General features: G+C 72.0%; 11 protein-coding genes. 7 read left to right on the top strand and 4 right to left on the bottom strand.

What is annotated here, in order from left to right; genetic code table 11:
• The first annotated feature begins 105 nt into the window (after positions 1-105).
• Positions 106-1,554 carry an NCS2 family permease gene (locus OG430_RS27680; RefSeq protein WP_327355316.1) on the top strand — a complete coding sequence of 483 codons (1,449 nt, stop codon included), beginning with the start codon at positions 106-108 and terminating at the stop codon, positions 1,552-1,554.
• Between the two features lie 84 nt (positions 1,555-1,638).
• Here OG430_RS27680 and OG430_RS27675 read toward each other — a convergent pair whose 3' ends face one another.
• The 3 genes from OG430_RS27675 to OG430_RS27665 all read right to left on the bottom strand — a co-directional run bounded on the left by OG430_RS27675 (position 1,639) and on the right by OG430_RS27665 (position 6,901).
• Positions 1,639-2,424: a DUF5707 domain-containing protein gene (locus OG430_RS27675; protein ID WP_327355315.1), complete on the bottom strand. Its 786-nt coding sequence runs from the start codon at positions 2,422-2,424 to the stop codon at positions 1,639-1,641.
• A gap of 152 nt (positions 2,425-2,576) precedes the next feature.
• Entirely contained in the window at positions 2,577-5,738 is a 3,162-nt protein-coding gene (locus tag OG430_RS27670; protein ID WP_327355314.1) for a sacsin N-terminal ATP-binding-like domain-containing protein, read from the bottom strand.
• A 242-nt stretch (positions 5,739-5,980) separates the two neighbouring features.
• Positions 5,981-6,901: a DUF3027 domain-containing protein gene (locus OG430_RS27665; RefSeq protein ID WP_327355313.1), complete on the bottom strand. Its 921-nt coding sequence runs from the start codon at positions 6,899-6,901 to the stop codon at positions 5,981-5,983.
• Between the two features lie 292 nt (positions 6,902-7,193).
• On the opposite strand from OG430_RS27665, the gene OG430_RS27660 reads away from it, so the two are divergent.
• Positions 7,194-8,594, top strand: a complete 1,401-nt coding sequence (locus tag OG430_RS27660) for an MFS transporter (protein WP_442816561.1) — start codon at positions 7,194-7,196, stop codon at positions 8,592-8,594.
• A gap of 99 nt (positions 8,595-8,693) precedes the next feature.
• Positions 8,694-9,242: an HPP family protein gene (locus OG430_RS27655; protein WP_327355312.1), complete on the top strand. Its 549-nt coding sequence runs from the start codon at positions 8,694-8,696 to the stop codon at positions 9,240-9,242.
• A gap of 12 nt (positions 9,243-9,254) precedes the next feature.
• Here OG430_RS27655 and OG430_RS27650 read toward each other — a convergent pair whose 3' ends face one another.
• Entirely contained in the window at positions 9,255-9,821 is a 567-nt protein-coding gene (locus tag OG430_RS27650; protein ID WP_327355311.1) for a CGNR zinc finger domain-containing protein, read from the bottom strand.
• A gap of 176 nt (positions 9,822-9,997) precedes the next feature.
• On the opposite strand from OG430_RS27650, the gene OG430_RS27645 reads away from it, so the two are divergent.
• The 4 genes from OG430_RS27645 (at position 9,998) to OG430_RS27630 (ending at position 12,876) form a co-directional block, all read left to right on the top strand.
• On the top strand, positions 9,998-10,453 hold the full coding sequence (locus OG430_RS27645) for a VOC family protein (protein WP_327355310.1): 456 nt from the start codon (positions 9,998-10,000) through the stop codon (positions 10,451-10,453).
• 61 nt (positions 10,454-10,514) lie between these two features.
• Positions 10,515-11,426, top strand: coding sequence for a pyridoxamine 5'-phosphate oxidase family protein (locus OG430_RS27640; RefSeq protein WP_327355309.1), 912 nt, complete (start codon positions 10,515-10,517; stop codon positions 11,424-11,426).
• A gap of 50 nt (positions 11,427-11,476) precedes the next feature.
• Positions 11,477-11,686 carry a ferredoxin gene (locus OG430_RS27635; protein WP_327355308.1) on the top strand — a complete coding sequence of 70 codons (210 nt, stop codon included), beginning with the start codon at positions 11,477-11,479 and terminating at the stop codon, positions 11,684-11,686.
• Positions 11,683-12,876 carry an NAD(P)/FAD-dependent oxidoreductase gene (locus OG430_RS27630; RefSeq protein WP_327355307.1) on the top strand — a complete coding sequence of 398 codons (1,194 nt, stop codon included), beginning with the start codon at positions 11,683-11,685 and terminating at the stop codon, positions 12,874-12,876. Before OG430_RS27635 ends, OG430_RS27630 begins: the two co-directional genes overlap by 4 nt.
• Positions 12,877-12,901 lie beyond the last annotated feature (25 nt).

Here is a 12,901-nt window from a genome sequence, read left to right as displayed (position 1 = left end):
ACTGAAACAGCTCGAGTATGGCCAGTTTCATTCGTGTGATGACACAACCTGGACACAACACAGTCGGGCTCGGTCAGTTCCCCCCTCACCCCCCGAAGGTCACACATGTCCTCCTCGGCCACCGCTCCGGTCGACGCCCCCAAGTCGCCCGGTGGGCCCCCGCAGAACGGGCTCGACCGCTACTTCAAGATCTCCCAGCGCGGCTCCACGCTCGGGCGCGAGGTCCGCGGCGGCTTCGCCACCTTCTTCGCGATGGCCTACATCATCGTGCTGAACCCGATCATCCTCGGCAGCGCGAAGGACATGTACGGGCACCAGCTCGACAACGCCCAGCTGGTCACCGCGACCGCCCTGACCGCCGCGTTCACCACGCTCCTGATGGGTGTCATCGGCAACGTCCCGATCGCGCTCGCGGCCGGCCTCGGCGTGAACACGGTCGTCGCCCTGCAGCTCGCGCCGCGGATGTCGTGGCCGGACGCGATGGGCATGGTCGTCCTCGCGGGCTTCATCGTGATGCTGCTCGTCGCGACCGGCCTGCGGGAGCGCGTGATGAACGCGGTGCCGCTCGGTCTGCGCAAGGGCATCGCGATCGGCATCGGCCTCTTCATCATGCTGATCGGCCTGGTCGACTCGGGCTTCGTCTCCCGGATCCCGGACGCCGCCCACACCACGGTCCCGCTGCAGCTCGGCGCCGACGGCCACCTCAACGGCTGGCCGGTGCTCGTCTTCGTCCTGGGCGCGCTGCTCACGCTCTGCCTGATCGTCCGCAAGGTGCCGGGCGCGATCCTGATCTCCATCGTGGTGATGACGATTCTCGCCATGATCATCAACGCGGTCGCCACGGTGCCGAGTTGGGGCCTGACCACCCCGAAGTGGCCCGGCAACCCGTTCTCCAGCCCCGACTTCGGCCTGGTCGGCCAGGTCAGCCTGTTCGGCGGCTTCGGCAAGGTCGGCGTCCTCACCGGCATCCTCTTCGTCTTCACCGTGCTGCTCTCGTGCTTCTTCGACGCGATGGGCACGATCATGGGCGTCAGCGACGAGGCCAAGCTGACGGACGCCGACGGCAACATGCCCGGCATCAACAAGGTCCTGTTCGTCGACGGCATCGCGGTCGCCGCGGGCGGCGCGAGCTCCTCGTCGGCCACGACCTGCTTCGTGGAGTCCACGGCGGGCGTCGGCGAGGGCGCGCGGACCGGCTTCGCCAACCTGGTGACAGGCGGCCTGTTCACCCTGGCGCTGTTCCTCACGCCCCTTGCCACGATGGTCCCGTCCCAGGCGGCGACCCCCGCGCTGCTCGCGGTGGGCTTCCTGATCCTGTCCGGTTCGATCGGCGCGATCGACTGGAAGGACTACACGATCGCGATCCCGGCGTTCCTGACGATGGTGATGATGCCCTTCACCTACTCGATCACGAACGGCATCGGCATCGGCTTCCTCACCTTCGTCGTCCTGCGCCTGGCGGCGGGCCGGGGTCGTGAGGTGCCGATCGCGATGTACGCGGTGTCGGCGGTCTTCGCCTTCTACTACCTGATGCCGGCGCTCGGCCTTACGTAGTCGCTGCTCTTGAGCTGAGCCGAACAGCAGAGTGGGGCGCCCGGTTCTCCGGGCGCCCCACTCTGCTGTCTGCGTACGTCAGCTTCAGCGCACGTCGACGAAGTCGCTGGTCGCCGTCACGGCCGGGGTCGTGGACGTACCCGCGAAGGAGTAGCGGAAGTAGCCGTCGGCGGACGCCGTGACGGTCGTCTTCAGGGCGCCCGCGGAGCCCGACTTGACCGTCTTGAGCGTCGTGTAGCTGCTGGCGCCCTTCTTCTTGTACTGCAGCTTCACCGACTGGCTGGTGTAGCCCGCGTACTTGGACGTGTCCCAGTTGGCGCGGGTCAGGGCGCCGGTGACCGTGATGGTCTTGCCCTTCTTGACCGGCTCGGGAGACGCGTTGGTGCTGAGGCGGGAGGCGCGCTTGACGTACGCGCTGCCCGCCTCGTTCTTCTGGACCTTGTCGGCGTCGTTGCCCTGGGCCAGTGCCCAGACCTTCCACTTGCCGGCCAGGATGTTGCCGTAGATGTTCTTCTTCGGGTCGACGACGACCGTGATCTTGCAGGTCGAGGTGGTCGCGTCGACGACCGTGCAGGAGCCCCAGTCGGCGGACGGGACCGCGGAGCCGTCGATGCCGTTCTCGGCGTCGAAGTCCGAGCCGTGCCACAGCATCGCGGTCGCCCGCTTGATGCCGGAGTCGTCCGTCGCGGTGACGGAGATGGTGACCGTCTTCTTCTCTGTGGTGCCGACCACGATGTCCTTGCCGGCGTTGACCGAGATCTTCGTGATCTTGGTGTCGCCCACGGCCGAGTCCGCCTGCGCGGCAGGGACGGCCACGGCCGACAGGGCCAGGGCGCCGGTCACGATGGCGATGCGGGTGGTCTTGCGCACGTATATCCCCCCAGGGAAAGTTCAGGATTCAAGGGGACCTTACGTCCTTCACCTCGCGTTAACCATTGTGTTGATCAGCACCCGCCTCCCCGTACAACCCTTTGGCCTCGACGTATACATGCAGGTCAGAGGCCTCGTACGGATCAAGGGCCTCAGTCGAACCAGCGATCCCGCGCCAGCTCCGCAGTCCGTGAGGGATCTTCCAGCAGCGCCGCCACCTCGAACCGTCGCGGCCACTGCCCCGCCGCCCAGGCCAGGCCCGCCGCCACGCCCTCCAGGGTCGCCGCGTGCAGCACGCCGTCCGGGGTGCGGCGCCAGTCCAGCTCCACGCCGTCCGCGAGCAGCTCCTCGTGTTCGCGGTACGTCGCCGGGGTCGCGGGCCCGAGCAGGGTGCGGACCGAGTCCGGCACGGGGTGCTCGACGCCCTGACCTGCCACCTCCGCGGTGAGCGTCTCGCTGAGCCGGCGCACCTGCAGCAGCTCCGCGAGCTCCGCCGCCCGCGCGGGCCGCACCGGGAGCAGCGCCCGCCCGGCCGCGAGCGGCAACAGGTCCGGCGCGTCCGCGACCAGCGCGTCCGCCGCGTCCACCACGACCACCTCGCCGTCCTGCACCGCCCGCAGCTCGTCCGGCAGCGTCACCTGCTCCGGGTCGAGGTCGGCCAACGCCCCGTACAGCGCGTGCAGTTGGGCCCCGCCCACCGGCCGTGACGGATCCGCGAGGCGGCCCAGGAGCTCGGCGGCGCCGCCCGGCTCGTCGAGCAGCGCCGCGACCGTCGTGCGCACGCCGAGGGCGCGCAGCACCTGCTCGTCCTCGAAGCCGCTCGCGTCCGCCTCGTCGTAGAGGCCCGCGAGCAGCGGGTCTCCCCCGGCCGCGCGCAGTCCGGCCGGGCGGCGCCCGTCGAGCACCGGGTTTCCGCGCAGCCACCAGGCCGTGTAGGGACGTACGGACTCCGTCGTCCCGTCGGGAAGAAGGATCCGTACCCGCTGCGTCAGCGCGTCCCGCAGCGGCGGCTGCGAGAGCAGCGCGAGCGCCTCGGGCCAGCGGTCGTCGTCGACCAGGTCGAGGTCGCGTACGGCCACGATCTCCGTGGCGACCGGCGGCACCGGGGTGTCCGGGAGCCGGTCCAGGACGTCCTCGCACCACACGTCGACCGCGTCGAGTAGGCCCGCGTCGTCGAGTTCGGCGAAGTCGCCGTCCCGGGGCTCGAGTTCATCGGGATCGAGCACGACGTCCGTCGCCCGCACGAGGGCGAAGTTGGCCAGGACCCCGCACGCGGCGAGCGGCTGCTCGCCCCAGCGCTCGGCCAACTCGGCGTCGACTTCGCCCAGTTCACCCTCCCGTACGACCTGCGCGAAGGGACTGCCCGGCAGGATCAGCTCGCCCGCAGGGGCCGGCTCACCCTCGTCGTCCGGCAGCGCGAGGGCGCCCAGCCAGGGCTCGTCACCGGGCGCGAGGCCGGCGTCCCGCACCAGCGTGAGCACGATCTCCGCCAACTCGTCGGCGTCCGGGGCCTCTTCGTCCCAGGTGTCCCCCTCCAGCGAGGCGGCCACGGCGGCCCGCACCTGCGGCGTGGTCAGCACCGCGCGCGGGGTCGCGGGCAGGGCGCCCAGCTTCTCCAGCAGCGGATGGACGGCATCCGGGTGCGCGACCTTGAGGCCGAGCCGGGTCAGGTCGGCGGGGGTGTCCGGGCCGGGCAGCAGGATGTGGCGGGGGCCGATGGCCGCACGCCCGGCGCGGCGCGCCCCGAACTCGTCCTGGGCGGCGGCGGATTCGGCGAGCGGCACCGGGAGTCCGGTCAGCCGGTCCGGGTCGACGCCCGCGAGGGAGTCGTACAGCCGCCACCACCAGCCGGCCTCCCGCTCGATCCCGGCCAGCCGGTCGATGGCCTCCTGCAACGGCACCCGCGCCACGCCCAGCGTGCGCAGCTCGGCACGGCGCTCGAGCCCGGCGGGCAGCAGCATCGGGAGGACCTCGGCGAGGACCCGCACGGTGGCGGCGCCCGCCCCTTCGACGACCTCGGCCTCGAACGGGCGCAGGGCGGCGGGGACTTCGCGCTCCTCGGGGTCGTCGGTGGGCTCGGGCGGCACCGCCGGGGCCAGGAACGCGGTCCTCGGCAGCAGCTCCAGGATCGCCGCGCGCAGGGCCCCGTCCAGGGCCGCCTTGCCCAGCGGGCCGGGCACGAGGTCGATGAGGCCGGTCGTCACCGGGCGCCATTCGCCGAGGAGTTGGGTGTACGCCTGTGCCGCACGCCCCACCAGGAAGTCGGTGAGCGCGCCGGGCGCGGCATGGCGGCGGGTCGGGTCGAGCGGGAACGAGGCGATCAGCAGGGCCGGTACGCCGAGCGGCTCGTCACTCGGGGTCGGCGCGTGCACGACGGCGGCCGTGCGGGGACGTACCGGGTCCCCCTTCTCGTCCACCGGGACGGCCCAGGTGACCGTCCAGTGCGGGCGCAGCCGTTCCTCGGTGGGGCGGCCTTCGAGGAGGGCGCGCTCCAGCGGGCCGTTGCGCTCGATGGTGCGCCAGCGGGTGGTCTCGGTGACGCCGTCGCGGGTGTCGTCGATGCGGGCGTACGGGCCGTCGTGGCTGCGGGTCAGGGTGCGGGTGCCCGCGCTCGTCTCGACCACGACCTCGGTGAGGCCGGGCAGCGCGAGGAGCAGCGCGTCGTCGACGGCTTCCAGGAGGCGCTCGGCCAGGGCGGTCGCGGCCTCGTCGCGCAACGGCAGGATGACCGCGGTGTCGTACGTGTCCGGGGCCCTGCCCTCCGCGGGCAACGGGAGCCTCAGGAGCGGGACATGGCCCTCGCGGCGGCGCAGCTCGTCCGCCAGCTCGGGGCTGTCCGCCGCGGCCCGGGCGGCGAGTTCGCGGGCCTCGGCGAGGGACCAGCGGACGCCTCCGGTGCGGCTCACCACGGCGGGCTCGTCGGTCACGGCGAGGACGGCCGCGAAGCCGACGCCGAACCGGCCCACGGCGCGCTCGTCGTCGTCCCGCTTCGCGGAGGCCCGGAGCGTGCTCAGGGATTCGACGCCCTGGGCGTCCAGCGGGGCGCCGGTGTTGGCGGCGACGAGTACGCCCTCGTGGAGGGTGAGGCTCAGTCGGCCCTGGACGCCGGTGCGGGCTGCGGCGTCCGCGGCGTTCTGGGCGAGCTCGATGACGAGGCGGTCGCGGTAGCCGCCGAGGGCGAGGTCCTCCTCGGCGTTGGCGTCCTCGCGGAATCTGGCGGGGGCCTTGGCCCAGCTGTCGAGCAGGGCCCTTCGCAGGGCGCCGGTGCCGAAGGGGTCCGCCCCTTCAGTGGCGGGCCGCACGAACTTGCTCACGCTGGTCACCCTCATTCTTGGCTGGCGGTTCGTTGCCGCCCGAAGGTACCGCGTAGGAAATTTTCCCCTCCCCGCCCCTTCCCGACTGTGACATCAGCGGCCGCCGCCGCGGGCTGCGAAGCCTTCCGCCCTCCGGGCGGTGTCCTCAAACGCCGGACAGGCTGATTTCCTGCCGGCGGCAGCCACGCGGCGGAGCCGCATAGTGTCACCGTCGGGAAGGGGCGGGGAGGGGCCAAAAAAGCCTAGGAGTGCCCCAACTCCTCATCAGGCCCGGACGAATCCACCGAGCCCGAGTCCGCCGCAGGGCGAAGAGGGAGAACGTCCACGTTCATCGAGTCGAACACGTGCGGCGAGGGACGGATCGGCTTGGGCATGACTGCGGCCTCGGAGTGGCCACCGCACCCGTAGGCCAAGGAGACGACCCGCCCGTCCGCAGGTCCGAACTCGTTCGCGCACACACCGAAGGCCTGCTTCAGAGACCCGGCCAGCGGAACGAGGAAACCGCAGGAAACGCAGGAAGCCGGCGCGGCCTGGGCCATCGGGGTCTTGGCCCCGAAACCCTCCTCCCAGCGGTCGGCCGCGACATGCAGCCCGTACCGGGACAGCACCCGGGCCCGGCGCATGCCGAGCTCCTCCGCGACAGCCGCGATGGACCCCCGCGTGGGCACCAGCGGCAACGCGGCCACCGGACCGTCGGTGACCTCCGCGTCCTCAGCCTCGACGAGCTCCGCCATCTCCTCAGAGACCGGGGAGTTCGGCGGCGGCGTGTCCTCGCCGGAGTAACCGGGCTCCAGACGGAGGTCGTCCGCCTCGGTGGGCAGGAGATCGCCGGGGCCCATGTCGCCGGGGCGCAGCCGCTCGCTCCAGGGCACCCACTCGGGGGCGAGGAGGGCGTCGCTGCCGGGCAGCAGCACCGTTTCGTCCAGGGTGACGACCTTGGCGCGGGAGGCGCGGGCGACGGTGACGGCCCAGCGCCAGCCGCGGTAGCCGGGCTCCTTGCACTCGAAGAAGTGCGTGACGACCCGGTCCCCTTCGGACACCGCCTCGACGTGGGCGCCGACGATGCCGGGCGCCGCGGCCTCCTCGGCCGCCGTTCGGGCGAGTTCGACCGCCTCGGCGCACAGGCGGTCAGGGGTGCGGCTTCGCGTTGTCGCTGCGCTCACAGGTATCGCTTCTCTCCTACGCCGTCTCTCGAGTGCACCTTTTCCCGGCGACGGGGCGAACGGAGCGGACCAGGGGGCCGCGTCGACGTCCGCGCCCGGTCACTCTCGGGCGCACCTATGCCATCCATTCTGCGGGATAGCGAAGAGGCGCGCGGCCAAGAACAACCGCCGCTGGCGCGCTACGCACGCTACCCCCTCTTTGCAGCCAAGCCCACATCTCCCGGCAGGGCGGTCGGGCGACGGACGATGAACAGACGGGGATGTGTGCCCTCAGTTGGGGCACTATGACGGGGTGGCCAGCCCTTCGGAGGCACCCTCGTCCGAGACAGCAGGTCCGGTGCGCAGAGCGGGCCGGGCCGTCGGGCGCGCCCTGCATCTTCCGTTCACCGGCCCGGCCAAGGGAATCCGGCGGGTCACCCATGCGCATGGCGCGGGCGAGTCGGGCCTGGGCAAGCTGATCGAGCTGCATGCCGTCAACGGGGCGGGCGACGTCATGGTCACCGTGGCCCTCGCCTCCACCGTGTTCTTCTCGGTGCCGACGGACGAGGCGCGCGGCCGGGTCGCGCTGTATCTGGCGATCACGATGGCGCCCTTCACTCTGCTGGCCCCGGTGATCGGCCCTCTTCTGGACCGGCTGCCGCACGGTCGGCGGGCGGCGATGGCGGGCGCGATGCTGGCGCGGGCGCTGCTCGCACTGACCCTTTCGGGTGCCGTGGCGACGGGCAGCATCGAGCTGTATCCGGCGGCGCTCGGGGTCCTGGTGGCGTCGAAGGCGTACGGCGTGGTGCGCAGTGCGGTGGTGCCGCGGCTGCTGCCGCCCCGTTTCTCGCTGGTCAAGGCGAACTCGCGGGTGACGCTCGGCGGGCTGCTCGCGACCGGGATCGCGGCGCCGATCGGGGCGGGGCTGCACCAGATCGGGCCGTCGTGGCCGCTGTACGGGGCGTTCGTGCTGTTCATCGCCGGTACGTTCCTGTCCTTCACGCTGCCGCCGAAGGTGGACTCGGCCAAGGGGGAGCGCCGGGCGTTGCTCGCGGCGGACGCCGAGCACGTGCACCTCACGAAAGCGGCCCGTTCCCAGCAGGACGGGCCCAAGCTCGGGCTGCGTACCGTCGGGACGTCCGTGACGCACGGCCTCGCGGCCAATGCGACCCTGCGCTGTCTGTCCGGGTTCCTGATCTTCTTCCTGGCGTTCCTGCTGCGGGAGCACCCGATGTCGGGGCAGAGCGCGGCGGTGTCGCTGGGGATAGTGGGGGTCGCGGCCGGCGCGGGGAACGCGCTGGGCACCGCGGTCGGGGCGTGGCTGCGGACGCGGGCGCCGGAAGTGATCATTGTCACGGTGATCGCGGTGGTGCTCGGCGCGGCAGTGGTGGCGGTGGTCTTCCCTGGTGCGGCGGTCATCGCCGTGCTCGGCGCGGTGGCGGGCTTCGCGCAGGCCCTGGCCAAGCTGTCGCTCGACGCGCTGATCCAGCGGGACGTGCCGGAGCTGGTGCGTACGTCCGCGTTCGCCCGGTCGGAGACGACGCTGCAGGTGGCGTGGGTGCTCGGCGGGGCGATCGGGATCGCGCTGCCCTTGAACCGGGAGCTCGGCCTGGGGGTCGCGGCGGCGATCGTGGCGATCGGGTGGGCGCTGACCACGAAGGGGCTGCTGGTGGCGGCGCGGCACGGGGAGGGGCGGCGGGCCCGGGTGGAGTGAGCCCGTTCAGGCACGCTCCGCATACCCGGTACCCGTACCCGACAAAGTACCCGCGAGAAGTTGGCCGCGATGGCCCGCGGTTGCCTAGCCTGCTTGATCATGACCACCCAATCCGCTGAGCCTTCCGCCGCCGGCACCCCCGAACAGGCGGCTCCACCGGGGAAGTTCGCCTCCAAGGCGCCCGCCCGCGCCGCCGCCGGCACCATCGCCGTGGCAACCGCCGCCGCCGTGGCGGGACTTGTCCTGCTCGTGGCCGCCGGCGAGACGCTGGACCGGACCGTCCTGATCCCGCCGCTGGCCGCGAGTGCCGCCCTGGTCTTCGGGGCGCCGGCCCTGCCGCTGTCGCAGCCGCGCAGCGTGATCGGGGGCCAACTCCTTTCCGCGCTCACCGGGTTCGTGGTGCTCGCCGTGGGCGGGAGCTCGATGTGGGCGGCGGGGATCGCGGGCGGTCTCGCGCTCGGCGTGATGATGACCGCCCGGACCCCGCACTCGCCGGCCGCGGCGACGGCGGTGATCGTGGTCCTGGCCGAGCCGGCCCGGCTGCCGTTCCTGCTTCTGCTGCTGCTCGGCACCGTGCTGCTCGTCCTGGTCGGGCTGCTCGCCGGCCGCAGCGGGCGCACCGCCCCGTACCCCGCGTACTGGTGGTAGATCGGCCCTGGATCAGCCCCTGATGGCGCGGGCGTAGTGGCGGGCGGCCTTGTCGCGGTTGCCGCAGGCCGCCATGGAGCACCAACGACGGCTGCCGTTGCGGGAGATGTCGTAGAAGTGCAGGACGCACACCGGGCCCGCGCACAGGCGGATGCGGTCGGGCCGCTCCTCCAGGAGCCGTAGGTAGTTGTCGGCGGCGACCCAGGCGGCGTACCAGGCCGGGTCGTCCACCTCGACGGTGTGCAGCGGGCCCGCCGCGTCCAGCGCCCGCACCGTCCGGCCGTGCGCCAGTACGGAGTTGAGCGCCGCGAGGCCTTCCGGGTTCGCCAGGTCCGCCGGGCCATCGATCAGCGCGGCCAGGGCCTCGCGCGCCGCCAGGAGCGCACGCAGGGTCGGCGGGTCGGCCCGCACCTCATGCCCCCGCAGCTCGTGCGCCACGGTCGGCACGGTCAGCCAGACGGCCAGTCCCCCGGTGGAGTCCAGCAGGTCGTGCGGGATTCCACCCGTGTTCCAGCGGGTGTTGAGCAGGTCTATCGACATGGGCTCACCGGCCAGCGGCCTGGGGTCCTGGTCCGTCATCGAAGCCTCCTTGGGTCCGTCCGGCGGACCACCGAAGGCCCGTCTAACCACTCTCGCACACTTAGGGGGTTGACGACTCCGAGAACTAACCTCTAATGTCACCTTTACCGGTTAGGGCGTTCCCCCCTCCTGGCCGGCTTCCAGACTTGCCAGACTTTGAGAGAAGGCAGCTGAACATGACCGTCATCAACGCCATCAAGACCGGCCACGTCGGCCTGAACGTCACCGACCTCGACCGCTCGGTCGACTTCTACGTCAAGGTCTTCGGCTTCGAGGTGATCGGCGAAGGCCGCGAGAAGGGCAAGGAGTTCGCGTTCCTGGGCCGCGACGGCCAGCTGCTCGTCACCCTGTGGCCGCAGAGCGAGCTGAACTACGACGCCAACCACGCGGGCCTGCACCACCTGGCCTTCCAGGTGGAGACCCCCGAAGAGGTCCTCGCGGCCGAGGAGGTCCTCAAGGGCCTGGGCGCCGAGTTCGCGTACGAGGGCGTGAAGCCGCACGGCGAGGGTGCCGCCTCCGGCGGGATCTTCTTCGTCGACCCGGACGGCACGCGCCTGGAGATCTACGCGCCCACCGGTGCCGAAGAGGCCCACGCGCCCACCTCGGGCGCCCCGACCTGCGGCTTCTTCTAAACCGCGAAGCCCCTGGGACAGGCCCTAGTCACCAAGAAGAATCCAGAAGAGAGGTAAGGCCGTGGCCACCTATCACCGCGGAGAGCTCACCGTTCAGGACCGGGCGGGCCTCGCCGAGCAGGCCTCGTTCTCGCTCGGCGGCATCGGGGCCGTCGTCCCGGACGTGGCCGCGGCCTTCCTCGCCGAACAGCCGATGATCGTCGTCGGCGGGGCTGATGCGGCGGGCCAGATCTGGTCCACGCTGCTCACCGGCGAGCCGGGCTTCCTGAGCGCCCCCGACCAGCAGACCCTCACCATCGACGCGCGGCCCCTGCCCGGCGACCCCCTGGCCAAGCTGCTCGGGGAGCAGGACGCGAAGGTCGGCATGATCGCCATCGAGCCGGCCACCCGGCGCCGGATGCGGATCAACGGCACGTCGCGGCCCACCGAACGCGGCCTGCGCGTCACGCTCGACCAGGTCATCGCCAACTGCCCGAAGTATCTGCAGAAGCGGGACTTCACCCTGCTCCCGCAGTACGAGTGGCAGGCCGGCACACCGCAGGGGCTCACCACCGAGTTGAGCACCGCACAGCAGCTCGCGGTCACCACCGCCGACACGTTCTTCGTGTCGACCACCTCCCCCGCCGGGGACGCCGACGCCTCCCACCGGGGCGGCAACCCCGGCTTCGTCCAGGTCCTGTCCCCCACCCATCTGCGCTGGCCGGACTACATCGGCAACGCCATGTTCCTCACCCTGGGCAATCTGGAACTGCACCCCGAGGCCGGCCTGGTCTTCCCCGACTGGGAGACCGGCTCGATGCTCCAGCTCACCGGCACCGCGCAGACCAACTGGGACACCGACGAGCGGGCCCGGATCCCCGGCGCCCAGCGCCTGGTCGACTTCTACGTCACCGGCGTACAGGAGACCCCGAACGCCCTGCCGCTGCGCTGGTCCGAGCCCGGCTACTCACGCTTCAACCCGCCCACCGTCTGAGGAACCACTCACTGCCCGCGGAACCACCCACCGCCCGAGGGAGCATTGCCATGCAGATCACCGTCGACATGAACCTGTGCGAGAGCCATGGGCAGTGCGTCTTCGCTGCGCCCGAGATCTTCTCCTTCGACGACGAGGACTACCTCGTGTACGAGGCCACCGCGTCCGACGACCTCCTCGCCAAGGCCGAGAAGGCCGCGGCCGTCTGCCCCGTGCGCGCCATCCAGGTGCACGCCGCAGCCGGTCAGGGCGCGGCATGAGACGCATCGTCGTCGTCGGCGCCTCGCTGGCCGGCCTGCGCACCGCCGAGGCGCTGCGCGCGCAGGGGTTCGCGGGTGAGCTGACGCTCGTCGGGGACGAACCCCATATGCCGTACGACCGTCCGCCGCTCTCCAAGGAGTTGCGGATCGCCCCGCTCGACGTGGCCGAGGACCTCGACGCCCGCTGGCTCATCGGCCGGCGGGCGGTCGGCCTGGACATCGGTCGCCGCACGGTCGCCCTGGAGGGCGGCGACACGGCCGCGTATGACGAGATCGGGTACGACGGTCTTGTCATCGCGACCGGCACCGCGGCCCGTCAGTGGCCCGGGCAGCCGCTCCCCCAGGGCGTGTTCACCTTGCGCGGCCTCGACGACACCCTGGCCCTGCGGGCCGAGCTCACCGAGGGCCGCCGCCTGGTCGTGGTCGGCGCCGGGTTCCTCGGCTCAGAACTCGCCGCAGCCGCACGGGAGTTGGGCTTGGAGGTCACCCTCATCGAGGCCGCCGAGCAGCCGTTGCAGCGCGCCGCGGGGTCTCAAGTGGGGGCGTACGTCGCCGAGTTGCACCGCGCCGCGGGGATCGCCCTGCACACCGGGTGCACCGTGCGGGAGTTCCGGACCGCCCCCGGCACCGACCGGATCGGGTCGGTCACCCTCGACGACGGGACGAGCCTGCCCGCCGATCTGGCCGTCCTCGCGCTCGGCGCCGAGCCCGCGACGGGCTGGCTGGCCGGGTCCGGGCTGCGGCTCGGCGGCGGGGTGCACGCGGACGCGTATCTGCGAGTTCTGCGCGCCGACGGCGTCCCCGAGCCCGGCATCGTGGCCGCCGGTGACGTGGTGAACCTGCCGCAGCCGCTGGCCGGCGGGGCGCGGCTCGCGCTCGGGCACTGGGCGGACGCCGTCGAGCACGCGGGTACCGCCGCGTACTCCCTGCTCAATCCGGCCGATCCCCGGCCCCACCAGGGCATTCCGTCCTTCTGGTCGGATCTGCACGGGGTGAAGTTCCGGTCGGTGGGGTTGCCTGCGGCTGCCGATGAGGTGCGGGTGGTCGAGCTCGACGTTGCGTCGCGGCGTGTCGAGGTGACTTACCACTTCCGTGGGCGGCTGGTGGGGGCGCTTACGGCCCGCCGTACGGGGCGGCTTGCTGCCTACCGGCAGGAACTCGCTCCGCGGGTGGGCGAGTTCGTCAACTGACGGCCGGTGGGGGCTGGGCGCGCAG

The organism is Streptomyces sp. NBC_01304, assembly GCF_035975855.1.
Taxonomy (GTDB): Bacteria; Actinomycetota; Actinomycetes; order Streptomycetales; family Streptomycetaceae; genus Streptomyces.
This window is presented reverse-complemented; position numbering and strand designations above follow the sequence as displayed.